Origin of the sequence: Sphingobium sp. AS12 (assembly GCF_019097845.1) — a bacterium.
Lineage (GTDB): Bacteria > Pseudomonadota > Alphaproteobacteria > Sphingomonadales > Sphingomonadaceae > Sphingobium.
The window spans coordinates 192,021-217,042 of the sequence record NZ_JAHRGM010000046.1 but is presented as its reverse complement, the minus strand read 5'-3'; the positions used below and the strand labels follow the sequence as shown (position 1 = coordinate 217,042).

25 protein-coding genes are annotated in these 25,022 nt (G+C 61.0%); 12 read left to right on the top strand and 13 right to left on the bottom strand.

Annotation, left to right across the window (positions count from 1 at the left end):
- Positions 1 to 83 precede the first annotated feature (83 nt).
- From KRZ98_RS17440 to KRZ98_RS17430, 3 genes are all read right to left on the bottom strand, one after another.
- Positions 84 to 524 (bottom strand): putative toxin-antitoxin system toxin component, PIN family, encoded by a 441-nt coding sequence (locus KRZ98_RS17440; protein WP_217674699.1) that lies wholly within the window; start codon positions 522 to 524, stop codon positions 84 to 86.
- Positions 524 to 763 carry a ribbon-helix-helix domain-containing protein gene (locus KRZ98_RS17435; protein ID WP_217674698.1) on the bottom strand — a complete coding sequence of 80 codons (240 nt, stop codon included), beginning with the start codon at positions 761 to 763 and terminating at the stop codon, positions 524 to 526. The genes KRZ98_RS17440 and KRZ98_RS17435 overlap by 1 nt, the downstream gene beginning before the upstream one ends.
- Before the next feature lie 405 nt (positions 764 to 1,168).
- Positions 1,169 to 1,903, bottom strand: coding sequence for a cell wall hydrolase (locus KRZ98_RS17430; protein ID WP_217674697.1), 735 nt, complete (start codon positions 1,901 to 1,903; stop codon positions 1,169 to 1,171).
- Between the two features lie 347 nt (positions 1,904 to 2,250).
- Between KRZ98_RS17430 and KRZ98_RS17425 the strand changes: the two genes are divergently transcribed.
- The 7 genes from KRZ98_RS17425 (at position 2,251) to KRZ98_RS24655 (ending at position 6,194) form a co-directional block, all read left to right on the top strand.
- Positions 2,251 to 2,868, top strand: a complete 618-nt coding sequence (locus tag KRZ98_RS17425; RefSeq protein ID WP_217674696.1) for a hypothetical protein — start codon at positions 2,251 to 2,253, stop codon at positions 2,866 to 2,868.
- A 420-nt stretch (positions 2,869 to 3,288) separates the two neighbouring features.
- A complete protein-coding gene (locus KRZ98_RS17420) occupies positions 3,289 to 3,729 on the top strand; it encodes an AraC family transcriptional regulator (RefSeq protein ID WP_217674695.1) in 441 nt (146 codons plus the stop codon).
- A 175-nt stretch (positions 3,730 to 3,904) separates the two neighbouring features.
- A complete protein-coding gene (locus KRZ98_RS24255; protein WP_254798601.1) occupies positions 3,905 to 4,081 on the top strand; it encodes a hypothetical protein in 177 nt (58 codons plus the stop codon).
- A 13-nt stretch (positions 4,082 to 4,094) separates the two neighbouring features.
- Positions 4,095 to 4,226 (top strand): DNA-binding transcriptional regulator, encoded by a 132-nt coding sequence (locus KRZ98_RS24250; protein WP_254798600.1) that lies wholly within the window; start codon positions 4,095 to 4,097, stop codon positions 4,224 to 4,226.
- 171 nt (positions 4,227 to 4,397) lie between these two features.
- Complete coding sequence (locus tag KRZ98_RS17410; protein ID WP_254798599.1) at positions 4,398 to 4,799, top strand: antitoxin Xre/MbcA/ParS toxin-binding domain-containing protein; 402 nt, start codon at positions 4,398 to 4,400, stop codon at positions 4,797 to 4,799.
- Positions 4,796 to 5,233, top strand: coding sequence for an RES family NAD+ phosphorylase (locus tag KRZ98_RS17405; RefSeq protein WP_217674694.1), 438 nt, complete (start codon positions 4,796 to 4,798; stop codon positions 5,231 to 5,233). The genes KRZ98_RS17410 and KRZ98_RS17405 overlap by 4 nt, the downstream gene beginning before the upstream one ends.
- A gap of 268 nt (positions 5,234 to 5,501) precedes the next feature.
- On the top strand, positions 5,502 to 6,194 hold the full coding sequence (locus KRZ98_RS24655) for an AraC family transcriptional regulator (protein WP_217674693.1): 693 nt from the start codon (positions 5,502 to 5,504) through the stop codon (positions 6,192 to 6,194).
- Between the two features lie 150 nt (positions 6,195 to 6,344).
- Here the strand turns inward: KRZ98_RS24655 and KRZ98_RS17395 are convergent, their stop codons facing one another.
- A complete protein-coding gene (locus KRZ98_RS17395; protein WP_217674692.1) occupies positions 6,345 to 6,866 on the bottom strand; it encodes a hypothetical protein in 522 nt (173 codons plus the stop codon).
- Positions 6,867 to 7,501: 635 nt separating this feature from the next.
- On the opposite strand from KRZ98_RS17395, the gene KRZ98_RS17390 reads away from it, so the two are divergent.
- Positions 7,502 to 8,143 carry a hypothetical protein gene (locus KRZ98_RS17390; RefSeq protein ID WP_217674691.1) on the top strand — a complete coding sequence of 214 codons (642 nt, stop codon included), beginning with the start codon at positions 7,502 to 7,504 and terminating at the stop codon, positions 8,141 to 8,143.
- Positions 8,144 to 8,389: 246 nt separating this feature from the next.
- Here the strand turns inward: KRZ98_RS17390 and KRZ98_RS17385 are convergent, their stop codons facing one another.
- Complete coding sequence (locus KRZ98_RS17385; protein ID WP_217674690.1) at positions 8,390 to 9,052, bottom strand: ABC transporter ATP-binding protein; 663 nt, start codon at positions 9,050 to 9,052, stop codon at positions 8,390 to 8,392.
- A gap of 116 nt (positions 9,053 to 9,168) precedes the next feature.
- Here KRZ98_RS17385 and KRZ98_RS17380 point away from each other — a divergent pair, with 116 nt between their 5' ends.
- From KRZ98_RS17380 to KRZ98_RS17365, 4 genes are all read left to right on the top strand, one after another.
- On the top strand, positions 9,169 to 10,416 hold the full coding sequence (locus tag KRZ98_RS17380) for a glycosyltransferase family 1 protein (protein WP_217674689.1): 1,248 nt from the start codon (positions 9,169 to 9,171) through the stop codon (positions 10,414 to 10,416).
- Entirely contained in the window at positions 10,413 to 11,765 is a 1,353-nt protein-coding gene (locus KRZ98_RS17375) for a glycosyltransferase family 1 protein (protein WP_217674688.1), read from the top strand. The genes KRZ98_RS17380 and KRZ98_RS17375 overlap by 4 nt, the downstream gene beginning before the upstream one ends.
- A complete protein-coding gene (locus KRZ98_RS17370; protein ID WP_217674687.1) occupies positions 11,762 to 12,904 on the top strand; it encodes a polysaccharide biosynthesis/export family protein in 1,143 nt (380 codons plus the stop codon). The genes KRZ98_RS17375 and KRZ98_RS17370 overlap by 4 nt, the downstream gene beginning before the upstream one ends.
- A 137-nt stretch (positions 12,905 to 13,041) precedes the next feature.
- Positions 13,042 to 14,019, top strand: coding sequence for a hypothetical protein (locus KRZ98_RS17365; RefSeq protein ID WP_217674686.1), 978 nt, complete (start codon positions 13,042 to 13,044; stop codon positions 14,017 to 14,019).
- A 36-nt stretch (positions 14,020 to 14,055) separates the two neighbouring features.
- Here KRZ98_RS17365 and KRZ98_RS17360 read toward each other — a convergent pair whose 3' ends face one another.
- From KRZ98_RS17360 to KRZ98_RS17325, 8 genes are all read right to left on the bottom strand, one after another.
- Entirely contained in the window at positions 14,056 to 15,333 is a 1,278-nt protein-coding gene (locus KRZ98_RS17360) for a cyclopropane-fatty-acyl-phospholipid synthase family protein (RefSeq protein WP_217674685.1), read from the bottom strand.
- A 50-nt stretch (positions 15,334 to 15,383) separates the two neighbouring features.
- Positions 15,384 to 16,457 (bottom strand): FkbM family methyltransferase, encoded by a 1,074-nt coding sequence (locus KRZ98_RS24650; RefSeq protein ID WP_217674684.1) that lies wholly within the window; start codon positions 16,455 to 16,457, stop codon positions 15,384 to 15,386.
- Entirely contained in the window at positions 16,450 to 18,747 is a 2,298-nt protein-coding gene (locus tag KRZ98_RS17350; RefSeq protein WP_217674683.1) for a glycosyltransferase family 1 protein, read from the bottom strand. Before KRZ98_RS17350 ends, KRZ98_RS24650 begins: the two co-directional genes overlap by 8 nt.
- A 94-nt stretch (positions 18,748 to 18,841) precedes the next feature.
- Positions 18,842 to 19,909, bottom strand: a complete 1,068-nt coding sequence (locus KRZ98_RS17345; protein ID WP_217674682.1) for a capsule biosynthesis protein — start codon at positions 19,907 to 19,909, stop codon at positions 18,842 to 18,844.
- A 221-nt stretch (positions 19,910 to 20,130) separates the two neighbouring features.
- Positions 20,131 to 20,949: an ABC transporter permease gene (locus KRZ98_RS17340; RefSeq protein WP_217674681.1), complete on the bottom strand. Its 819-nt coding sequence runs from the start codon at positions 20,947 to 20,949 to the stop codon at positions 20,131 to 20,133.
- A complete protein-coding gene (locus KRZ98_RS17335) occupies positions 20,943 to 22,214 on the bottom strand; it encodes a glycosyltransferase family 1 protein (RefSeq protein WP_217674680.1) in 1,272 nt (423 codons plus the stop codon). The genes KRZ98_RS17340 and KRZ98_RS17335 overlap by 7 nt, the downstream gene beginning before the upstream one ends.
- The gene (locus tag KRZ98_RS17330) at positions 22,211 to 23,449 is read right to left on the bottom strand and encodes a capsule biosynthesis protein (RefSeq protein ID WP_217674679.1); all 1,239 of its coding nucleotides are present in this window, start codon (positions 23,447 to 23,449) and stop codon (positions 22,211 to 22,213) included. Before KRZ98_RS17330 ends, KRZ98_RS17335 begins: the two co-directional genes overlap by 4 nt.
- Positions 23,446 to 24,930, bottom strand: coding sequence for a hypothetical protein (locus KRZ98_RS17325; RefSeq protein WP_217674678.1), 1,485 nt, complete (start codon positions 24,928 to 24,930; stop codon positions 23,446 to 23,448). Before KRZ98_RS17325 ends, KRZ98_RS17330 begins: the two co-directional genes overlap by 4 nt.
- Positions 24,931 to 25,022: the final 92 nt, after the last annotated feature.

The window sequence follows — 25,022 nt, the reverse complement described above, 5'->3', positions numbered from 1 at the left end:
TCGTCGATAGAGATTCCAGCGCGCGGCTGCGTCCGTCATGATGATCGCGCCATATGAAGTCCCGTAGCACTGCGCCGGCTGTTTCAGGGCCGACTGCGGGAGCTTTCCAGCGTTTCTTGGTGAAACATGGCCGGCGTAACGATGCGTGTGCGGCCAATATTTCCCATCTGCAATAATCCAGCCCGACGATCCCCTGTTACGAGAAAGTCGGCAGCTCCTCCCAGCGCCGTCGTCAACAGGAAGATGTCATCCGGGTCGTTTGGTTCGATACCGTGCGGCAACGGTGGAAGTGTCTCGAGCACGATGGCCCGTTGGAGGTTGTTGATCATCGCGCCGACACGGTGTGGCGGCAGAATTGCTTTGAGCTTTGGATAGCGACTGACGCGGCGCAACTCGCCGAGTTGAGTCATCGAGGTCACGAGTTCAAAGCGTCCCCCTCGCCACGCGCGATAGATCGCATCGGGTGGTCCTTCGGACGAAATCAGGGCGGCAAGAAGGACATTGGTGTCCAGGACAACCCGCATCAGTTGTGGCGCGCCCAGCTCACCGCCTCGTCGATCAGCCCCGCCAGTTCGGCCGCGTCCATGTCAGTGGTTGCAGCCTTGGCTTGAGCGGTCGCACGATCAAAAAGATGGGCGCGCACGGCTTCCTCGATGAAGCGTGACAAATCGCCTTTGCGGCCGCCGCCTTGTGCGGCAAGGAACATGCGAACGGACTGGTCCGTGTCCGGCGACACGGCGACATTCCAGCGGACGGTAGCCATATTGCTTCTCCGGTGTTTGTACAGATAGGTACTTATACACCGATATAGCTGAACGAGTGCCATTTTGCAATCTATTCGCGGTCCCGCGACAATTTCTCGCGTTGCCCTATGAGCTGCGATTTGAATTTGGTGCCGATGGACAGGATACCGCTCGCGATCGTGATAGCCTTGAATGTCGGCCAGATTCTGTCAGGCCAATGTAAGATAGATTAGGTGGCGCGCTCAGTAGCCGGCCGCCGTGAACTTTGTTGCCTCATCGGAAATGAACGCATCCGACCTGTGGGAGTCGCCCTGAGCAAGCGATGCTGCAGCGCCTGCAGCTTCACTTGTCTCGCGCTGGTCGACGAATCCGGTCCATTGTCACGGTGTACACGGCGGGGGCAGGCTTCGATCCAAGACTTGCGCTCATGGTCTGTCCGTTCCGAGTGCGGCGGGCTCAAGACCCCATGGCGCAAAGACGGCGGGCGCGACGCTCGAGCTCTGCTGATCAGTCGAAGCGCGCAATGAGGAAGTGGCTGGCACCGCTGCGCCCTGGAGACCGATTGGGCCATAAGGGGCTGGTTTACCCGGCGGATGATAGAAGATGTGCGCGCCGATCGTGGCAACGCGCGTTAGACTGGGCGCCCAATAGGGATTTACATAGGCAGCGTGATAGTGCGTCGCCCCCGGCGCGCGGGGCGGGGTGCGATTGGCGAGGGCATCTTCTGCGACCGTCCGGGCGGAGAGCATGACGCGCTCGGGGAGCCGGCGCTTGAGCGATCCATCGCAGGTGAATGAAAACTGGCAACCGGTGCGCCGGGTCGAACCTGCGAAGACGACGTCGCAGACGGTATGCTGGAATGACGAACTCCTCAGCCGGTTGAGTACGACTTCGGCGACGGCTTGCTTGCCCTCAAGGTTTTCGTAACCTGCTTCATAGGCGACCGCGAGCGTCAGGCATTCCAGTGCGCGGGAATAATCCTCCATCGGTGCCGGGAACGCCACTTGCGCGTGGCTGGGCAGGCTGGTTGTGAAGGCCGCCACGAGCAGCAGGAGGCCCGCGAGCGCTTGGAGGATTGCGGGACGCGCCGGACTCGTTAGCTCACCTTTTTGCGCGGTACTCGGGGCATGTCCGTCTCCTCGGGCCGTCTTGCTGGTCAAGGCGCGTCCATCCTGCATCGAAGATCCATCTTGGCTGTGTCCAAGGATTCATAAAGAACGGACACACATAATATAGGGATTGATTCGCAAAATAACTTGCAGACGTGATATAATCAGGAATATATAGCTGCAAGACAAAGTATATTATCGCGATATTGCAGAAATATATACTGTTTTATCATTCCAATGAAAAGATGATGCGCGATAAATTGGTTGCATGATCTCATGACGGAGCGATTTAATCGACGACCGAATTATGAAAATTGTAGAATCCTGGCAAAAAATTTCATCCGGCTTGGCTGCTAAAGGCGGCCTCATTCCTCATGGCTGATAACGGGAGCAGAAAGATGATCATCAAGATGGGCGCGATCACAGTGGTCTCGGCCGTTGGCCTGTCATTTTTCACGTTTCAGTCCGGGCCCGGGTTCTTACCTGCCGGCGCGCTGAATGCTGAGGATAGGTCGGCTCCGGCCACGCCGGCGCCGGTGACGCGTGGGATCATTCCGGGGCGACACCTCGATTGCACGCTGGGCCGCATTGCCAATTTTGATCCGAACCGCGTTCAGGAGGCATCGGAATATGTCTTCGAGGGTCGTCACAAGTTTGGCTTGTTCCTGCCTACGACCCCTGTTCGGACGGCACCGCCGCCCGATCCAGTCGACGCCCCGGAGCCGGTCGATCCGCAAACCCGGATTGTCGTCGACCCTGACGGCTTAGCGAGGGATTCGGAGGGCCGTCCATTCAACCGGGTGGTCGATCTTTGGCCCGAGCGGGTCGAGATGACGAAGCCGATCAACGATGTTGCCGTCACGCTCCTCATCGTCGACGGGATCGATCAAGCGCGATCCACTGCTACGGTGTTTCTGACGAAGGCGAACGACGCGGCCACATTCGACCTTAAAAATCTCTACTATGGGCAATGTGGGGTGACGGTAAGCGCGCCAGGCAAGACGCCTCCTCCATGATGGCCAAATAGCCGGTATTCGCTGCCCTTTGCATCAGTTAGCTTGAGGATTTTTAGAGCGGCAGGGCTTCGCTCGCAAAAGGCGTGTTCTAGCAATGGTAATAGGGCCGCGTATCGCGCGCCAGCACACCACGAATGCCCCTACCCGCGGCGGTGGCCTTGCGATTCTCCGCAATCGGGGCTGACCGCCTTGTTAGCGGATTCGTGCTCATAACACATTAAAATAGCACAATATTTCGAATTATTCCCTCGGACATTGCCAATCGGATGCGCCCAGGTGTCTCTGATTTAGGAGCATGTGCGGAACGATTTCCGAAAAGACAGCGCCCGCCATTACCGATCAGGGGAGGGGGCTTCATGCCGATCTCCGGGCGAGGGCGCTGCGTAAAATATCCGCACATAGCATCCGCTGGAGACGGCGATGGAAGAGATGGCGATCGATCTTGATGTGCTTTCGGTTTCCGGTCCGGAAGCGACGATCTCCAGTGGTGGCGCAAGACTGGCGCCATGGCAGATCAAGGTGGCAAAGCAGGGGATGGCGCGGCAGCTTCGCACGGGCTTGCGCATCGGAGAGGTCGCTGCCCGCCTTGAACTGTCAGAAACCCATTTCGCCAAGGCATTCCGGAATTCGGTCGGGGTTGCTCCTTATCGGTGGTTCCAGAATGCGCGTATCGCCTATGCGATGCGGATGCTTGCGGAGCCTCATCTCTCGCTCTCCGAGATCGCGGCGGAGTGCGGATACTCGGACCAGAGCCATTTCATCACGGCCTTTTCGCGGGCCATCGGCACGACTCCTGGCCGGTGGCGTCGCAAGCGTCGTTCCGCGACCAACACTGAGCCACTTGGGCGCGCAGCAGCCTGAGGCCGGCAATATCCTCGGAGCAAATCTTACTTTTCATAGCACTTGGTCGATGCTGGTCTTCAAAACCGCGTGGTTCGCCAAGGCGGCTCGCAGGCGCGGATCGACGATGACGAACTTTGCGAGGCATTTCGGGAAGCGATGAAGGGTCAGTCCAACGATTGGACGGGGATATGTAATGGCTAGGAGCAAGTATAAGAGCGATATTTCCGAGGCGCTTCATACATCTGCAGAAGCTCTCTACAAGGTCAGGGCCATCGACAAGGCGATGATGCGCGATTTCGATGCGCGCCATCTGACCGTCCCTCCGGAGATCGAGCCGGCTGAAATCAAGCGGCTCCCCGAAATAGAGTAAGGTCAGTCAGCCGGTGTTCGCCCGCTATTTGAACACCAGCGAAAGCACGGTGCAGAAGTGGGAAACCGGCGCGAAAATGCCAAGTGGCATGGCCCTCAAGCTGCTGACGGTCGTGCAGAAGCATGGCCTCGAGGTGCTCGCCTGATCGGCGACATGTCATTCACGGCGGTTCAACCAGGACGGCAGCCTATCGCCGTTGGACCGAGGGGCCCTCGCCTTGCATGAAATCGCCCCCTACCCTATATGCAATGTGCCGACTATAGATCGGCATATTGCGAGGTTCACGATGACGGCAGTAGCACGGATCCAGGAGCTGTTGGGCGGCGAAGCCATGACTGGCCCGTTGCACAACGAGCGCGACATCGTGCGCCTCATTCGCCGTGGCGTGCCGACCCAGGCGGTCGATCATTTCCTGACCACGGCAGGTCTGACCTTCAATGCTCTCGATCCCAAGGTGCTGAACCTTCGCACGTTCAAGCGCCGCAAGAAGAACGCGCAGCCGCTCGAGCCGGGAGAATCCGATCGGCTGCTGCGCATGGTGGGGATCGTCGCAGCCGCCGAAGAAGCGTTCGGCGACGCCGAGAAGGCGCATATCTGGCTCAACCGGGAAAACCGTGTGCTTGACGGCGAAACGCCGCTCGCCATGGCCGACACAAACCATGGCGCGCGCGTGGTTGAGGCATTGCTGGGACGGATGGCCCACGGCATCGCTGCGTGATCGTCTATCGGCTGTGTAAGCAGGCCCACGTCGCGCTGGATGGGGAGGGCGCGCGCTTGTGGGGCGGTCGCTGGAACTCGCCAGGGCGGCCAATGGTCTATACGGCCGCCACCCCGAGCCTCGCGGTGCTGGAGATTCTGGTTCATCTCGATCTGCCTGGAGAGCTTCTGCCCGACGATCTGCGACTGCTCGCGATCGAGATCCCCGACGACGCCGCGATCCGCAGGCTCGATCCAAGCCCAAGTGACAACGATGGCTGCCTGTCCGCTGGCGAAAGGTTTCTGGATGCCGGCGACGCGCTGGTCCTGCTGGTCAGAAGCGTGGTAGTGCCGCAGGAATGGAACGCGCTGCTAAATGTTCGCCATGCGGTCATGGCGCGCGTGACGATCCTAAGCGACGATCCATTCCGGCTCGATCCGCGTCTCTTGAGCTGATCGCACTGGCGTCGGAATGGGTGGGTCTCAATGACAACATATGGGGCAAAGCTGGCCTTGCTGTAACGCACGGCGTGATGTCCGCATCCGTGCGCCGATCGTCTTGGTGGCTGCGCTTCAATCGTGAGCCGAAACTAGACTGAGACGCGACTGGTTCGTCGGGTGATTTTCCAACAGTGCGCCGGCTCCCAGAGGGCCAATTGCGCCACGGCACGGCGGCCGTGGTCGGCGCGGCAATTTCGCAGTTCACCGAATGGCTTGAAAATCCGTGCGTTGGCTTGAGTCGCGCACCGACGAAATCGGCCATCGGTTTGCCAATCTGCCGTCGCTGCCGTGTCTATTGAATAGAAGTCGGCGCGCGGACGTCACGCTGTTCGCTGGAGAGTTAGCGGTTGGGATCAAGGGGGGTCATGCCCTGGAGGCTGATCGACGTGGCGCATTCCTGTGCATCCTTTCAAGGGAGATGCTGATGGCGCATGGCACTTTGCCGGCAGGCAATCGAGATTTCATCGAAGGCGGACATGGAGATGCGCCGGACGATGATGCAAATCCGGCTTTACGTCGCCGCCGAACTCCGAAAGGAGCCAAGCTCACGCCATGGCAGCTCCGGAGAGCCCAAGAGTTGATGTTCGAACAGCTGACGGGAACTCTGAAAGTGGTGGAAATCGCCCAAGGGCTTGGCATGTCGACCATGCATTTCACGAAAGCTTTCAAGCACACGGTCGGGATCCCGCCCTATGGCTGGCATTTGCGTCAGAGGATCGCGCGATCGGCCTCGCTGTTGCATGATGATGCCCTGACGCTGGCCGAGATTGCCGCCGAATGCGGGTTCTCCGATCAAAGTCACTACACGAAGGCGTTCAGGCGTGCGCTCGGGATCACACCGGGGAAATGGCGCCGGACGTTGAAGATCGGGGTGCTGCGTGGGGATGAAATGATCAGGCTGACCCAGGTCCGTTGACGGTGCAAAATCGCAAACCACTCGACGGGCGCTTCAAGGCTGCTGGATGCAGCGATGGTGCGTTGGTCGAGCGCTTCTGGCGGCGGGAGGGTTCTCGGCAAAGCACCCGACTGGGTCGTGGATAGGTTGCTCGGCGGGATCGCTTGTCGATCAGTGGCGTAGCTGTTTTGCAAGTTCGCTCAGAAATTCGGCGGAGAGGGCGGTGGGAGGATTGCCGATGGTCCGGTCGATGGCGAGCTGGAGGTGCGCTATGGCGTCATCATCGTTGATGCTATCAAGGATGCTCAGCGCTTCGATCATATACATGAGTGCGCGCTGCCGGGCCTTGGCCGACGCGGCGCATTGGGCCTTGGGCGCAACGGGTCGGTGCTTGCTGTCGAGCCCCTGGATCCGCGCTTCAATTTCGAGGAAACGCTTTTCGACCATGAGATCGATCGCCATCGACGAGAGTGTCGATCTTGATTTTCCATCGCTGTCGGGGGTGATGTGGCCCTCGCTTGTCAGCAAGGCCAAGGCCGCTTGGAGATGGGGTCTGGCAGCCGAGAGCCCCGAGCGCAGCTCTCCGAGGAGCAGAATCGCGTCGTTCACGGATTCGGCAGCGATGGCACAAAGGAACTCGTCGCTTTCCTCGTTGTCTTCAATCGATCTGCCGTTGTCAGGCGACTTACTCATGATTGATCCTGTTCAAGCGTGCGAAATAACTTCAGTCGAGACATTCGGACAGCCGGAAGCGCGTTCCGAATTTGGAAGCGCAACAGCCCAAAACCGGGCATTGGAAACCTGAGACACAGTTCAGGCGCGGACGCCTTTAGGCCGGGGCCTTGGACATACGCGTCCGCTGCCCGGTAGCCAAAGCTGGCCGGCTCTGTGTCATGAGAGGTTTCCACGCCTCCGCCCGCGTCTCCACGAGCGGCCGTATCGGTAGGCAAAACCCCAGCTGAATGCAAGACGACGGGCGTGTCCGACACGTCCAGAGTCTCGTTCCGGGAAGTTCGACCTAACGGCTGTGGCACCTCAATAATTCGTGATCGCTGCCTACGTCCCGCACCTCCAATCGGCGTGGATTGCCGAGTTCAACTAGGGAAAACCCTTGGTCGGCGCGATCTAGTGGTTGGTTGTGTCACACAAATGACTCGCGTCAGACGTAGTTCTCCGCCCAATTTGGCGCCCAGAAAAAAGGCGGCAGGGCCGGAAGCCCCCAATCCTCATCAACCGGAATGCGCTCAGGTCTTTCCCTTGCGCGACCTCATGGAGGGATTGGCCGAGGATCGATTGGGTCGACCATTCTGCAAAAGGCGATCGGAGCCATGAGCCTTCCTCAGATTGAGCTGCCTGCGCGATCGGAGCCCTACACACTCCATTGGCCCTCGGCGGGAAAGGCGGACGGCTTCGTCCGGTTCGACGAACCCCTTCAGTGGCGCGCATTTGTGGAGGGTCTTTCGCTGGATCCGTTGATCCCCGCCATCGTGCGCCGGAAATATGAGCGAGCGCAGAAGCTCTACCTGCTCGGTTGGATCGACACCGACCTGATCAAGGCGGGCGAGTTGGTCGCGCTGACCGCGTTGGAGCTGGCGCTGAACGATCGCTACGGCGGCGAAGTGAAGCCGGTAGCGCGAAGAAGGATCGTCTCGTCGCGCGCTGAGGCCATGATGGCATCGCCTCCGCGGCGTTCGTTCAAGGCGCTGCTCCAGCACATGGTTGTCGGGGACGGGCTGACCGACGATCAGATCCCGATGATCGCCAGTTGCGGCGGCACAGCCATTGGCCAGTTGACGGGCGTGACGAAACCGACCCTCGATGAACGGCGCAATGCGTTGGCCCACGGCGATCCGTTCGACGGGCTTCCAACGAGCGGATTGATCGAGTTGGTTCGCGACCTGATCATGTTTGCCTATCGGCGCTATCTGGCTGAAGCCCATGGGATGCCAAGCGATGGAGCGCGGCCATGACGCCCTCCCGGCAGGAGAATCGTTGCGCCGACCACATTTCGTCGAGCGGTCCAATCGCGGCGCAGTTTCTTCCTCGATGACCCTACTGCGGTTTCCCGCAGTTGGATCAGCGGTGCGCAGATGCTCTTTGTTCCCCCATGGGCAGGCGCGTGTGGAACGCCCCGCTGGACTTGGACGCGCGAGCAGGGGGGCGTGGTGCGGACAATCGCACGGCAAAATAGACATGTTGGGCAGGAATGGGCGGTGTCAGGCCGCGCGGCGCTGGTTCCAGGCATGAACATCGAGGGCTTCATCGATCGTTTCGAAGAATCGCAGCGTGTTGTTCGCGAGCACGGCGCCGCGCTTGCAGTAAGCCCTCAAGGTTTCGGGCGCATGGGATACCATCAGGAGCGTGCCCTCGCGCTTCCGGCTGGCGAGGGCCTCGTGCGATCGCTCGCGGAAGCGCTCGTCGCCGGCGGCGGTGACTTCGTCGACCAGGTAGCAGTCGAAGCGGATGGCGAGGCTGATCGCGAATGCGAGCCGGGTTTGCATGCCGGCGGAATATGTTCGCACGGGCTGGTGGAGATAGGCACCGAGCTGCGCGAAGTCCTCGACATAAGCGAGGAGGGGTGCGGCGGGCCGCCGATAGATGCGTGCGATGAATCGGGCATTGTCGGCACCGGTGAGGCTCGACTGGAAAGCGCTCGTATAGCCGATCGGCCAGGACACGCTCATGCGGCGGCGGATCGTGCCGGCCGTCGGATGCTCCACGCCGGCAATCAGCCTGAGCAGCGTCGACTTCCCCGCGCCATTCGCACCGCAGATGCCGAGCGAGTCGCCCGGGCGAATGACGAAACTGGTGTCGCGCAGCACGGTCTTGCGCAGGTTTCGGGCGTGATAGGTCATGCCGACGTTGGCGAAGCGGATCATGGCACCCGTCCGTTGCGAGGGAGATGCGAGTCTCTTGGCAGATTCCGACCGGCGTTACAACTATCCGCGACCCGATATGGAACAATAGACAAGTACAGATTGACCGGACAGGTAAATTGACGCAGGCACTCAGCAATATCGAGCGCCTCGCGCGTGTCTATGATCCAGCCTATGTGCACCGCGTCGAGACATTGAATGGCGGCTCACCGGTGCGTGTGTGCATCGAGGGTCGGATGCTCAATGACGGAGAGGGCACGGGCGTCAGTATCTACGCGCGCACGCTTTGCAATTGCTTGGGCGAAGCGGGCGCGGAAGCGCTGATACTAGACAATGGAGGCAGTCATCCACCGCGATCGCGCGCGTTGCGCTGGCTTGCGGCAACGCGCCGGCGTCCGCGCCTGGCGGAGGCGCTGGCCGACATGCCCGATATGCTGATCGTGCCGGATCTGTTTCGCGAGGCGCAGGTCTTCTTCAATATGCATGGCCGCACGCTTCCAGTGGCATTCGAGAATCCGCCGGTAGTGATGCACTGGACCTATCCGGTGCCGCTCCATGCCGTCGGAGCCCGAAATCTCTACACAATCCATGATCTCATTCCCCTCACGCATCCCGAGCTGACACCGATCCCAGAACAGCGGCACGCTCGCATTCTTCGCGCTATCCTCGAGCGGGCGGATTTGCTCGTGACGGTCACCGAGGCCATGCGGACCGAGATCGTGGAGCGTCTGGGTGTCGATTCCGATCGAGTGGTCAGCACCTGGCAGGCGGTGGAAGCGCCCTTGCAGGCTGATCCTCCGTTGCCAAATGGGATCAGGTCGGGACGCTATTTCCTGTTTTGTGGTCGGGTTGAGCGGCGCAAGAATCTCGCCGCGATCGCAGCGGCCCATACAATCAGCGGGTCTGCGCTGCCGCTCGTGATCGTCGGCCCGCACGTGCCTGGCGAGGAAAGTCTCGAGGAGACGCTTGCGGCTTATCCGGGTGTGCGACGGCTTCCCTACCTGCCGCGCCGCGAATTGCTCGGTTTGATGCGCCGGGCACGGGCGCTGCTCTTCCCGACGCTCGCCGAAGGCTTCGGCCTTCCGATCGTCGAAGCTATGACCCTGGGCTGCCCGGTGCTGACCAGCGACCGCGGCGCGACTGTCGAAGTCGCCGGCGGCGCTGCACTGCTGGTCGATCCGGACCGGAGCGAAGCAATTGCCGCCGCGATCGGCCTGCTCGACCGGGACGATGCGTTGTGTGCCCGCTTGCGGGCGCAAGGTTTCGCGCGAGCGCGCTATTTCACGCCCGAGCGCTATGCCCGGCGGCTGCGCGCGCTCTACGCGCGGGCGTTGGCGCTTCCCGGCAGCGTGGAGGCGGTCCGTTGAGCGCCTCGCCGAACCTGCGCGTCGGAATCGACGGCTTCAACCTCGCGATGCCGCACGGCACCGGCGTTGCGACTTATGCGCGCACGCTTGCCGAGGCATTACGCGGCCTCGAGCGCCCGATCGACCTCGTCTATGGGCTCAACGTCGATGCGAGGAGTGCACTGGAACAGCGCGAGACCTTGTTCTTCGCCGCGCTGGCCGAAGGCCGGTCGGGCGAGGAGCCGCCGGAGCGGGTGACCGCCTGGGGCCGGGTGCGTCGTTCGCTATTGAGCCCGGCGGCGCGCGATCTGGTCGAGGTTCCGGTTTCGGGTCGGGTCGTGCGGCGGGGCGTCGCTGCGCGCGTGCCGGCGTTCGATCGGCTGTTCACCTTCCACCGCCTGTTCTGGATCGGGCGCCGCTATCTGAAGCGATATGGCCGGCTGCTTCCCGTCCGCATGGCTGAGCCGCCGGCAATCATGCACTGGACCTATCCGGTGCCGGTGCGCCTTGTCGGTGCGCGCAACGTTTATACGATCCACGATCTCGTGCCCTTGCGGCTTCCCTATCTCAGTCTCGAGGACAAGGCCTATCACGAGCGGTTGCTGCGCGCGTGTATTGCCTCAGCTGATCATATCCTCACAGTGTCGCAGGCGTCGCGCGATGACATCATCGATTTTCTGGGCGTTGCGCCGGAAGCCGTCACCGCGATCCACCAAGCGGTGTCAGGGTTCGCACATGCGGCCGAGGCTGAGGTCGAGGCGCGGCAGCTGCGTTCCTTGTTCGACCTCGAGCCGCAGGGCTATTTCCTGTTCTACGGCGCGACCGAGCCCAAGAAGAATGTCGGCCGTCTGATCGAGGCTTATCTCTGCGCGCCGATCGACAGACCGCTGGTGATTGCGGGCCCGGCGGCCTGGCGATCGGCAGGAGAGCTTCGGCTTCTGGATGGCGCGCACGGCAAGCCGCTTACGCGCGCAGGCCAGATACGCCGGATCGACTATCTACCAGCCGAACATCTGGGTCTCCTGCTGCGCGGGGCGCGAGCGCTGGTGTTCCCGTCGCTCTACGAGGGGTTTGGGCTCCCGCCGGTCGAGGCGATGCGCGCTGGGGTTCCGGTGATCGCCGGTGATGCGGGTGCGTTGCCCGAAATTACGGGCGGAGCCGCCTTGCTGGTCGATCCCTATGATGCCGGCGCGATCGGCTGCGCGATGGCCCGTCTCGATGGGGACGCCGATTTGCGCGCCAGGCTTGTCGCGCTGGGTAAGGAACGCGCCGAAGCCTTTGCGCTCGGTCCCTATCGATCGGCTCTCGATGCCTTTCATGCCCGCCTGCTCGACCTTCCGTTTCCTGTCTTGCCCGGAGTTACCGCGTGAATTCGTCCTTCAGCCGTATGTCCTGCCGGCTTGCGATCGCCTTGCTTCCCGCGCTGCTTGCCGGCTGCGCCTCGCTTTCCTCGAGCGGTCCGACCGCGGGCCAGATCGTGCGTGCGCAGCGCGATCTGGCCCGCTTCACCATTGTCGATGTGGACGAGTCCGTGATTGGCGAGATCGAGACTTCGCCCTCGACGGGACGTGGGCGCCTTGCCGCGCTTGCGGGCCCCGGCGAGGTCGACCGCATCGGACCTGGCGACATTATCCAAGTCTCGGTATTTGAGGTCGGCACGGCCCTGTTTGGCGGTCGGAGCGGCATTTCCGATGCTGCGGCGCCGGTGACGGGGTCGGGCGAGCAGCTGCCGCCGGTGGTTGTCGGACGGGATGGCGCGGTCACCTTGCCATGGGTCGGCCGCTTGCAGGCCGCAGGTTTGACGCCCGACGAACTCGGGGCGCTCCTGACCAACCGCTATCGCGCGAACTCCGAAAATCCCCAGGTGATGGTCGTGGTCCGTGACAATGTGAGCAACACGGTTGTCGTTCAGGGCGAGGTCAAGCGCCCAGGGCGCTTGCCCCTGACCTTGGCGCGCGAGCGCGTACTCGATGCTATCGCGATCGCCGGCGGCGCGGCGAACCCAGCTGGCGACAGCATGGTACGGCTGACCCGGGGCGAACGGGCGGCAGAAGGACCTCTCAGCGTGATCGAACCGGGCTCGGCCGACGATGTGGAGCTTTTGCCGCAGGATCGGATTTCGGTCGCATTCCGGCCGCGGACATACACGTTGCTCGGCGCTGCCGGCAAACCGGCAGAGGTGCCGTTTCAGAACGTCCGCGTATCGCTGGCCGAGGCGCTGGGGCGCGGCGCAGGGCCTAGCGAGGCGCAAGCAAATCCGGGCGCGATATTCGTGTTCCGCTACGAGCCGGCCGAACTTGACGGTTCGCCCGCCAAGGGCGCGGTGCCGGTCGCTTATCGTGTCAATATGCGCGATCCCATGGGCTATTTCCTTACCCAGCGCTTCGAGATGCGCCCACGCGATGTCGTCTATATCGCCAATGCCGACGCCAATATTCCCACCAAGGCGATCCAGATCCTCAATCTGTTCTTCTCGCCATTCTACACGGCGAGGGTGTTGACGCAATAAATCACACTTGTGGACGTAGCTCATGCAAACTTCGCCGATAGCTCGGTGTGATATCGCGCTATTTCTGACCTCCGGTTGGGGTAACGGCGAACTTTCCTGCGCATTCATCTGAAGGGAGCATTTCGATGGCGGAGCCCATGCTGTCCGATAACTCCGGCGAGCGGCGGCCTACTATCTCGGACGTATCGAGGTGCTATCGGCTGCTCCTTGGTCGGGAGGTTGAAAATGTGGCAGTCGCCGGTCAGCAGATCGTAGCCTCGAAGACTGTTGGGGATCTTTTTGAGCGGATTTGGCACTCTCAGGAATCGGCCCGCTATCGAATAGGGGAGTCCTTTAGGTCGGTCCCGGCATTGCTTAGTGAGAGCGAGGCTAAGGATGCCGCCAGGCCGGAACAGTTGGATCAGCTATGGGCGCGGACCATCGACACATGGGCGCGCAGGGGATTTGGGAGCTACTACCAGTGGCTGGGACGCAACGAAGTCAGGTTCGATGGCCGCAATCCAAAGTGGAATATCGAGCACGCCCTCGATTCTGGCGAGGCGGAAGCAAGTGAGTTACTTGAATACTGCAGGCGACATGGCCGTACGATAGAGGCGACCGATAAGGTAGCGGTCTTCGGTGCAGAAGCGTTCCGGCTTGGCGCCGTGCTGGCGCCTCGTGTCGGCCAATACCTGCACTTGGAAGTAGTCCCAAGGGATCTTGAATTTGGTTCCCAGGCACTCGCATTCCGCGGACACACGAATGCGCTTGGCATGATGGTCGCTGATTTACGCGGCGGCAATGAGCAATTCGATCTATTTTATACCGTGTCGGCCTTGCAGTATGCACCGCCGCCAATGATCGCGGATCTGCTTAGAATTTCGCTGGAGTCTTTGAGGCCAGGCGGCTTCCTTGTCTGTCAGTTGCCCTGTCAGCTTCACGGCTACAGCTTTGATCTGGACACACATCTGTCGGAGGGGGGGAGGGATCCGATGGGTGAAATCCATGCTCTCGCTCAGCGCGAAGTCTTCGCTATCCTTGAGGCCGGCGATGCCGTGGCGCTTGGAGTTGTGCCGGATGGCCGCGTAGGGCCGCTCGGCATCTCCTTCACATTTATCGCTCGAAAGCGCGATTGAAAGTGGCGCCTAGTACGCCTACTAAGTTTTCGCGCTTTATCCGCGAATCCGTATGACCCTGTCGAGTGTTGCGGCTGCGTCAATTTCTCGCTGGCGGTCCGGAGCAATCCCGCCGATATGAAACGCAAGTCGACGGGTGTCGAGATTTCCAATTTCTTCGGATGGGCGCCACGTTTCTGACTCGAATTGCAGCACCGTCCCGACCTCAATCACGTCGACTGGCAGTCTGGTCTCGCCGGGAACAAACGTCATCTTCACCGCGGAGCCACCATCGCGCCGGACCTTTGCTTTAATCGGGCGGGGACGAAAGTTGTGGATGACCAACTCGCTGCGCCCACCGCCAATTGACGTGCAGAAGCGAAGCGTGGTTTTTTCACCGGCAACGAGATAGTGACCGTCAAGCACTCCACCTTCGATGGTCGAGTTCCGGTGAAGCCATTCGGCGTTTAGCACTTCGTCCCGTGCGCCGATGACGAACTGCCCAATTGACGAATCCGGATCCGTTGTCACCTGCACGTTGAGCAGCGCTCGATCGAGGCAACGGGTCAGAAATTCGAGCGACCAGCCGCTTTCGAACCAGCCATGTTTGTGGATGCAGTAGATCGACATGGGATCGAGGCGCAGGCCCCAATGCGGCCACCAATGAGTGTTGATAGGCTCCCCGCATGCCACGATTTTCCCGGCAGGCGACAGCATGGTGGCGAGCCGGCCCAGGAGTGTCCACGGCTCAACTGCGTGATGCAGGCACTCATAGAACAGGAAAAGATCGACGGGTGTCTGGGATACATAGCTGTCGAACGACGCATGGATCGGCTTGATGCCGTAGCCGTAACGTTGTGATCGCTCCGAGACGAGCGCGACAAAGTCGCGATTGATGTCAACGGCTTCAACATCGAGACCGAGATAGGAGGCCAGCTCGGAAGAGAGACCCCAACCACAGCCCATGTCCACGATTCTTGCACCCCGACGCGGTTTGGCGTGCCGCATGGCTGTAGCGAGCTGGACCAGTTGTGTTGCGAGCGCACTCGGATCGCCGTGATTGTAGGGATTGCGCGAGGTGACGTGCGCCTCGCGATTGAAGATCGTGTGCTCGTTGACCGTCTGATCAAGGGCGCGCCCTGATATCTCTTCGTAGAGTGCGATCTGTGCATTGAAATAGGCGACACTGAAAGGGTCCAGGTCGGTATCGATCTCTATGGCCGGAGCGTACGAGATGTGACGCCAATAGTCGTCAACCCGAGGATCTCCTGGCCCGCCGAGGTCATCTATTTTTCGAACGAATTCTGGCAGATCTGCCGGTCCGATGACTGTCAAGTCTTATGCTCCAACTGATGATTGGCTACGCCGGTCAACATGCAGGCCGGCTATCGAGCGACAAAGCGGATTAGGAGGTCGAAATGGAGCATGCCGTCCGGAAGGTCGCCTCGCTCGACATGCTCCGCATTTCGTTCCGTCCACAGTCGCGTCAATGTCGCGGGTGCATCGACGGCTGTGAGGCTGTGATCATGTTCGATGATTTCGACCGACGAGGCAAAAGTGAAGATTTGCGCGGCAAACCCTTCTGCATCGGTATTGCCGGCGATCTTCAGACATCGCGGGTTGAATTCGCACAAGATCGTTGGGCGATGCCGATCAAGAGTTTTGGAGAGACCATTGAGCGCCAGCGGCTCATGACCCTCGATGTCGATCTTGATGAGGTCAATCCTCGCCTCCGATGTGAGATAGTCGTCCGCAGGGATCGAAGCGGCAAGGCGCATTCCAGCCGCCGCGGGCGCGAGATAGGTATTTGAGCCGCCTTTGATCGCGAAAACGGAGCTGGTGGCGGATGCGGCGAGCGGAATGAGCCGGACCAGCTGATCAAATTTGTTGGCGATAACTCCTTGGAGGAAGCGCTGCACATTGTCGGGATTGGGTTCGAACGCGATGACCTTTCCATTGGGGCTGACGGCTTTGGCTGCGTGGAAGCTCATCACCCCAATGTTGGCACCGACGTCGACGAACACCGAACCGGGAGTCAGCAAGCGCTGGATCTGTGCGACAATGTGTGCCTCCCAAACGCCATCTCGCGAAATGGCCCGACCGAATTCACGCTCCGACTTGTCGACGCAGACGGTTACGCCGCCGATGTCGATCTCCACGATATCCTGAGCGACAAGAGTGGCACGTTCGTCGGAGCTCAACAGCTCTGTGACCAGGTCCGCATGGCTGATTCCGTCTTCGGCTCGAGCAAGATAAGTGCGGAGACCCTCGGAATCGACTTCGCGACCAAGAAGCAGCCGATAGGCTGCGCGAATATCTGATTCGATGACGCCGGTTGTTTGCGGATTGAGGTCGGGCGAGGACTGTTGCGGTCCGACCACGTCTTCAAGGTGCGACAGTCTCCTCTCGAGGCCGTTGAGCCAATCGGCAACCTGTGCCGTGGTAACGGATTCAGGCACGTTGCGCTCCTTCCAAAAAGGCTGTGAGCGAGATGAAATCTGATGGGGGACGATTGATCGATAGCGTATCGATGGATGTGAGGGAGGTGGCCTCGATCAGCGCCATCCTGGCTGCCGCGTCATCATGTTCGCAGATGTAGAAGCCGCAAATACCCACACTGATCATTCGGGTATCCCCGCCCGACGTCGTTTTGCCGAGATCCTCGAACGACGAGCAGACCAGCTCGATGTCGAATGTCTGGTTCCCGGTTGAGATCCCGGGGGCTTCCACGCACACCCAACGACGTTCGTTGGGCTCAAGGGTGCATTCGACCAAGCAATGGACGCTGTTCGCATCGATACGAAGCTCACACGGCACATTGGGTGGACCGAGGAGCAGCAGATAGAGCCGGTGATCGCGATCGGGATTGTCGACCGTGAACCGGAGTGCGGCTCCGCCGGGCTTAGTCCAGCACCCCCAGAGATCGCGCCCCCACCAGTTGAAGCCAGTGCGCAGTCGCTCGGTTGATCGAAGGCCAGGCCAGAGGCGAGGGGCAGGATCGCGACTCAGAGAGTAAAAGCGTGCAGTGGCGACGTGCGGTGGTGTATCGGCACCGCGACGATCTGACGTCGACCACTCCATCGCCGCGTCAACGATCTGATCCGCGACATTCTTCCAGTTGCGCGGTCGGAAGTCCGACGCGATATTCTGCTCGCGCTCTTTCCGGTAGGATGTGTCGAACGCAAGTCTCTCAATGCCTTCGGCAAGTGCTGCGCGGGATTCGACATTGAAATAGTGGGCGAACGATCCGCCTGCTTCAGGGAGAGAGGACACGTTGGAGCAGAGCGGCACCTTTCCGTGGCTAAGGGATTCCGTGACGGGCAGGCCCCACCCTTCATATTGGCTGGGGTAAAGTGTGAATAGGCAGCCGCGGTAGAGTTCGGCAAGTTCGTCGTCCGACAGATGCGACAGGATCAAGACCTTGGAGCGAAGTTCGGGGTGGGCTCGAAGAAACTCGTGCGTCGGTTCGTTCATCCACCCCTGATTTCCAACGCAGACGAGTTTCGGGACCTTTTTTGCGCCGCGTCTCTCAATCACTTTCAGCCATGCGTCGAATGCGAGAATGTGATTCTTTCTCGGTTCGATCGTCGAAACGAAGAGCACATAGTCGGAACGCTGGAGACCGTTTCTCGATAGAACCGACGTTGCACTGCGCGCTTTGGCGACCGGCCGGCGAATGGCGTCAAGCGGCACAACCTTCACGCGATCTGCGTCGATAGGCTGGCCCAGATAAGCGCTGACACTGACAAGGTCACGCTTGGTCGAGTATGAATTTACCAGATAGAAGTCGGCGTGTTCGAGTACGCTTGCGGACCATGCCGTGAAGTCGCGGACAAGCGCGGGCGGGCAAATGTCCGAACGGACCAGCGGGATCATATCGTGTACGAACGGAACGTAGCGGATGTTCGCTTCCGCTTGCGCGCGCCGGACATACATGAAGTAGTTGGGTATCCACCAAGAGGTGCCCAGGTTAATCAAAAACGCGCCAGTCGGAAAAGCAAAGGCGTCCGCTATGCCAAGCTGGACGGTCGCCCGCGCGAAACAGGTGCTCCACTCGGACTCATCTGCTGCATTTGTCAGTTCGCAAAGCTCTCTGAAAAGGCTTGCCGAGAGTTCAACCCACTCGTCGCGAATCTCCTGAAACGCACATAGCCGCACATCAACGCCGGAGATTGTGAATGCCTCCCGCAGGACCTCGACCTGCACACGCTGTATCCCTGTGGGTGTCCTTGAATGACGGAAATAGGAAATGAGATCGGAGATGTCGAATACGAGGCAGCCCCGTGTGGTTGCGGCAGGTTCAGAACCGTCTTCAACGCCTAGCCGCGGAACAACCTCCACCGGCGCGGACGCCCGAGGCTCTTTGGTTCTTGGTTGTTCGTCTAGGAGATTTGCAAGCTGGATCATATCGATATGAATGCCTTTGGCCACCATGTTGCTTAGTTCCACTACCGCGGCTCCGGAGGGTGGGCGGTGCCGAGCCGCTTGGACATATTGTCGGGTGGCGGCGCTCAGATCTCCTCTGAGCTTGGCGACGTGGCCGAGATGGAGGTGAGGCTCCGGAGAAGTTGGAGCGAGTTCGTGGGCACGCTCATAGGCCGCAGTTGCTCTGTCGAGTTCGCCGGATTCCTTGTGGGCATGTCCGCATTGAATCCAGATGTGGACAAGGCCGGGGTCGAGTTCGAGTGCGGCTTCATATGCCTGGGCGGCCAACGTCCAAGCCTGAGCATCGCGCGCGGCATTGCCCATGCTGATTTGTCGGTAGACATTTCGAGGGACTCTGATTCCGCCCGACCGCTTGGGTGCAAGATCGGCAAGGAATGGCAGCGAACGCCGCAGTCGATCAAGACGCATGTTCGCGAACCCCAGCAAGAATGAGCCAACCGAGCGCGTAGGCCAGGATGAGGCCAAAGAAGACGGTTGCCACGATCATGAGCCGTTTCGGATAGAGGGCTTTCTCGGGCATGTTGGGCTTGACCACCGGCACGATGAAAAGCTGTTGCTTGAGAAGCTGTTCGCGCGCAGCCTGGTAGCTCGACTGGGCGGCTTCCAATCGCTTGGCGGCAAATTGTTGGCGCATCTGAAGCTTCTCATATTGGCCGAGACCCGCGGCCACCGACTGTTCGGAGCCGGCCAAGCGGGCTCTGACCGCGGCGACCTGCCGTTCGAGCGCAGCAACCTTGCGCGCACTCGCGGCATATTGCGGCGCACTGGGGGGTAGCACCGCCGCCATCGCGTCGAACTGCGCGCGGGCTTGTGCGGCCTGCTGCTGGAGCGCGGTGGCCATCTGGATTTGGGCGGCGCTGGTTCGCTCGGGATCGGCGTCGCGGCTGGCTTGCCGGAAGCTGGTCATACGGCCTTCGATGTCCCCAACGAGGCTTTCGGCCTCGTCGACCTGACGCTGCGCTGCAACCAGACCATTTTCGAGCATGCGGTTGTTCAGCTCGTTTACGCGTCCCTCGCCGAGCCTGAGCAACGCATCGGCGAGTGCCTTTGCATCATCGGGACGAAAGGCACGGACAATTAGCGTGGTTATTCCCGTCTCGCTACTGAAGGTGGCTTGAACCTTCCCGCGGTAATATTTGAGTAGCGTTTCGTCGGGCGGCGAATCGGACCAGAGGCGTGTCACGGGATCGGCTTCTGGACGACGAAAGATTGCCGTTAAATCGATTCCGGGTTGGAGCGCGGCAATCGCGTCATGCGAAAGAAGGTAGTCGCCGACACTATGTGCGTCGGCTGGAGCTGGCATCGGGTTCAACCCAAGAAGTTGACCGAGACCGCTTGAGCCCGTGTTCGGCTGTTGGCCCCGGACGATGAAGTGGGACTCCGAAACATATTGGTCTGCTGCAACGCCATACTCGAAGGCTGCAACGATCAGTGTCGGCAGGACAACAAGCAGGAGCAGGAGCAAACTACTTCTCTGCCACCATTTTCGTGGCCCGAGGTCCTCACACTCATCGTCATCCGGAAGTTCGGAACCAGATCTTATGGTCGCGCCGGTGCGGAGTCCAAAATCGTCATCGTCGATTTGTCGAGCAAACTCGGGCGCATTCCCGCGGTTGCTGGGATCAGCGTGTATCAGTCCCTCGCTCAGTCGAGCCTTGGAAGCGTGAAGGGGGGTGCGCATAATCATTATCCGAGGTGCACGTGACGGCGGAGAACACGGAGAGCGAAAAGGCCGAGGACCGTCAGGCCAAGGCACCAGCCAGCGATATAGACTGGGTCGTAGTAAGGGCTTTCCAGGCTCGCGAATTGACCGACATGAACCATTTCGAAGATCTGGTTGATTGGGGACCAAGCAAGTGCAGAACGATAGGGTTCGGGAATCCATTTGAGCAGGAAGAAGGCTCCTGACAGCGGCATCATCAGATAGATGGCTGGATGGACGAGCTTGGCGACCGCCCTGCTGAAATGAGCTGCCGTACAAACGGCGAGGGAGATTGCGAACGAAAGCCAGGCGATGAATCCGATCCCCGCTAGGAGCAGCAACGGACGCGCCGGTGGATCTGCAACGCCAAGAGCGACAGCGCCTGACAGGAGAATTAGCAGAGCGCCAACCGACGACAGTGCTTCCAGTATCGCTCGCGATAGCAAGAGGTCGAAGATCGTTACCACGCGGTGGAAGAGAAGGGGTTTATTTGCGTCCAGCGTTGTCTCGGCGCGCGACACGATCGACCGGAGTATGATGAAAACACAGTATCCAGTGAGCGTGAATGGAATGACTCGAAAGTCGGAACCGTAATGTGCCGAAGTTGGCTCGCCGATATGAATGAGTGCCACAGCCCCTGCGAGCAACATGGGTTCCGCAAGCATCCAGAGGTAGCCGATATTGTCCCGGCCATAGCGGGTGTGGAGTTCTCGGATGATCAGCGCGCCAATCACATGGCGCTGAGCGTCCAGACCATCCAGAGTGGAGGAGCGGAAGCGGCGTGCGGGTCCGGCGTTCAGCATTGTACGACCTCCTCCGCCAACGCCAGCACGGCATCCAGATGGTTCTCCCAGGTGAACGGTGACCAACCGGGCATACGCGAGACCTGGGCCCGTCGGCGAGGGCTGGTTGCAGCGGCGTAGGCGAGGATGGTTTCGCGCCATGCAACACCATTGAGGGGGTCGAGATAATCTGGGACATCGCCACCGGCCTCGCGATGCGCTGGCAGGTCGCTGGCGATGACAGGCACCTGAGCGGCAAGTGCTTCGGCGACGGGCAGGCCGAAGCCTTCGGCGAACGATGGCATGAGGAGCGCGCGGGCACCGGCTAGCAGGTTTCGCAGTTCGCAATCGGGAATGCGATCGAGTTCGCGCACGACCCCGCGCAGCATCTCGCAGCGATCGAGCATGTCGATGACATTCTCGTTTTCCCAACCCCTTCGTCCAACAATTAGCAGTAACGGAGATCGCTCGCGACCAAGCCGTTGGACGATCGAGCGCCAGACGTTGAGTAGCAGAAGGTGGTTCTTGCGCGGCTCGATCGTGCCGAGGCACAGGAAGTACGGACGTCCTACAAGCTCGGTGACGGCCATGCTCTGGCATTGATCGACTCCCAGAGGTGCAACGCGGATGGGCTTCCCGTGGAGATCGGGTCCACTGATCTCAAGCAAGGCGTCGAGCGTTGCCTGAGAGTTTAGCAGGACGCCATGCGCCTGCGTTTCTATCGTGCGGATACGCTTGCGGTGGCTGGTCGCACCTCCAGGCCGCGCAAACTCCGGGTGCGTGATCGGAATCAGATCGTGGACGAGACAAATGAACCGCGCCTGTTCGCGCGCGACTTTGGCGGCGATCCGCTCGGGGCGGTCAAGATGATTGGGCGATGGCTGGATGAGGATACGAGGCCGCACCGCGGGCGGAACGGGCTGGGGCCACAAGCGGCAGAGCCAGCGCGCCGCTTGTCGATGGCGTTCGGCGCGGCTTTCATAAACCCCGCCCGTCTCCCAGCGGTGGCTAGTATGATCGAGAAATGCGCAAACATCGGCGTTGCGCAGTCGACCATAGAGGCCGGTCGGATGAACGGCCGCAAAGTGGAGCCGCCCGGACGCGCGGGCAAGGAGGCCGCGCGCATAGGCCATCTCGACACGGTCGACGCCGGTCGGGGTCGGATGGAGCAGACGCGCCAGCAATCGTGAAATGTCGAGGACGAGTTCGGGCTGTGGCCGTGCAGTGACGGGTGGGAGGAGATACGAGCCGCCGCCGGCCGGCAAGGTGTAGTCAAACAGTTTCATGCCGCCGCCATCGTACTGACGGAAAGGCACACGGGTGTGACGCCTTCGTCTTGCAGGCGCTTGACTGCACGAGGCAAAAGCAAGGCGCGCCCTGCGGAGCTGCTGAAACCACCGTGAAGGAGACAGCGGGCCACAAGCACGCGGCGGAATGCATCATATAGATCGCGGTGGGGCCTGGATGGCGCGGTCCAGAAATCACCGAGCGATCCCTGGTGGGTGACACCGGGCAGGTCGTAGATTGCTGTGCCCAGCACCGCGACGGGAATGCCCGAGGCGAGCGCTAGTGTTCCCGTCGTGCTGTTGACGGTTACCACGCCCGCGGCCGCGCCGACGATTGTATAGAGATCGCCATGCTCGATGAAGAGCACACGTTCTGCGATGCCAAGCTCGCGGGCCATTGCGACCACGGTTCGCCGCCAAGCATGGAGACCGTTGTCGAGCGGATGCTCCTTGATGAGCAGAACGACATCTGCCGGTGCACAGGCCGCAAAGGATCCCAGAATCCACCTCAGCGCGTCATGCATGCCCGTGAAGGGCGAGTGGATGCGGATCTGGTGATCGGAATCGAGTTGGAGTGGCAGCAGGAAATAACGCCTCTGGCCCAGGCGGCGAAGGGCGACAGCGGATCGCTGGCGGGCGACGGGCCGTGCCACGATCCGTGTCGCCCATCCATATAGTTCGGCAACGATCGGATAGGGCCGGTGTGATCGATAGCCGCGGTAGCATGCCGTCAGGAGCAGGCTGGCGAGGAAATACCCGAACGTCTCGGTTGCGCGCTGGCGGAAGCTAGGTCGCACCCGCGCGTGGTCAGGGACAGACGGAAGCGACGGCGCGAGGCGGCGATAGACTTCGGGCGTGCGCGGCAGGCTGGAATTGCCGTTCACGCCGGTCCGCTCGAGCGTAACCCAATCGGGACGAATATAGCCTTCCTCGAAGACATGGACCGCGATTCCATCGGCGGCAGCACAGGCTCTTGCCTCGAGATGGTGCTGCCGGCAGTCGCCGAACAGGACGATGTCAGTCACCAGCTCGCGGGCGATGATGCGTTGGAGATACGCGGGCCAGGCCTCGAGCGTGCCAGTGAAATTGTCGGCTGTTCCTCTCCAGTCGAACCAGTCTCCCCCATTGAGGTTGACACGGTGACAGCGGTGGCCTGCCGCGCGCAGTTCCGCGGCGAGCTGCGAGAAGAAGGGACCGGGCGGCCCTTGCAGAAAGAGGAAGGAGCGTTCGGTCATTGCCGCTTCACCGATGCCCGCCGCGCGTTGTGGACATAGCCCTGGAGCGTTCGCAGTTTCTGGAGAAGGCCAGGCTTCGGCATGGAGTCGGTGGAAAGCCGGTGCGCGAGAATCTCGGGAGGACAGGGCAGGCGGGTGACTGGGTCGAGATATCGAGGATAAAGGATCAGTGTCGCTGCCACGAGCTGCTCGAGCGTCAGCGCGCGTCCTCGCCGACCGATCGGCGGCGCGAGATCGCGTGTAAGCCCCCAGCCGGCATAGAAGGGATGGCCGTGGGTGATGACCTCGCGACCGCGTAGCAGGGCCTCGAAGCCGGTCAGCGATGACAGCACATGAACGGCGTCAACCTCTGCGAGCAAAGCGTCGATCGGCGCGTGCGGCAGGGTCAGGTCCGCATAGCGTTCGGCTTCGGTGGCGGGGAGATGGCCCTTCCGCAGTCCGGCAACCACGTCGGGATGGGGTTTGAAGACGATGAAGGCGTCGGGTTCGGCTTCGCGTACACGGCGCAACAGGTCGAGCGGGCCTGTCACGGTGGCGCAGCCAAGACGCACGCTGCGATCGTCGGCGACCTGACCGGCGACGAGTATTTTTCGGCCAGCCGCGGGCAGGCGGACGCCGGTCGAACTGGCGGCCGCATATTTGGTGATGCCGTGCCTGGTGACGAAATCGATAAGTTTTGCAGCGCGCGCGCAGAGTTCCGGTGCAAGCTCCGCATCGGCAAGGATCCGCTCGAGATCGCTCGGCGTGCGCGGATCATAGTAGATGCCGGTGTGGTCGACGACGATGGAAAGTGGAGGCGTGAGGCGTGCGCCGAGCCCGGCCGAACGGATGAAGCCGTCTTCGATCTGTATGAGGCGTCCGGTGGATGCGCGCGCCTGCTCGCGCGCGGCGCATTTCACGCGCGACGGCCACACGGCCACGGCTTTCTCGGCGGGAGGCCGGACTTTGGGCGGCTGCTTGGAAAATCTCGCCGTTTCGTCCGCCCAGAGGAACTTGCCGAGAACCGGACGTTTCCATCCAGCTATGCCGCAGACGACCGCGATCTCACGGTTCCGGTCGATGATGCGGCGCCACTCGCCAAGAATTTCGATCCACCGCGAGACAGTGATGCGCTGTCCATTCCAGGGATCGAAATAGTCGAATCCCGCAAGGCGATCGTAAAGCGTACGCAGCAGTGCTTCGTGTGAATATGGGCGCCGATCGTCAGGCTGGAGAACAGGGCGTCCGGCTGCCGCCGCGAGTAACGCGATCTCGTCGTTGATGTGCGCGATGATCGGGGCATCCGTTTCGATCCGCGGCCATGGATCGTGTCTTGCCGATCCCCCACCACGAACGCCGAGGAGGTTAGGCGAGCGTTGCTCACCAACGCAGGCTGACTTCCAGAAGCTGCCTCCAACCCGGGCTTCGGCAAGCTGCGCCGCGACAGCGCCGATTTCGTCGCGGTACAGTCCAGGCCCGGTCCTGCTGCCATGCTTGCGCAACGTTGGACGCGCACGTGGTCGTGCGGCGGGAAATGGGGGCATACGCAGGAGCGCGAGCGGATTCTTGCCCGGCTGTACCTCCAAAACCGTGA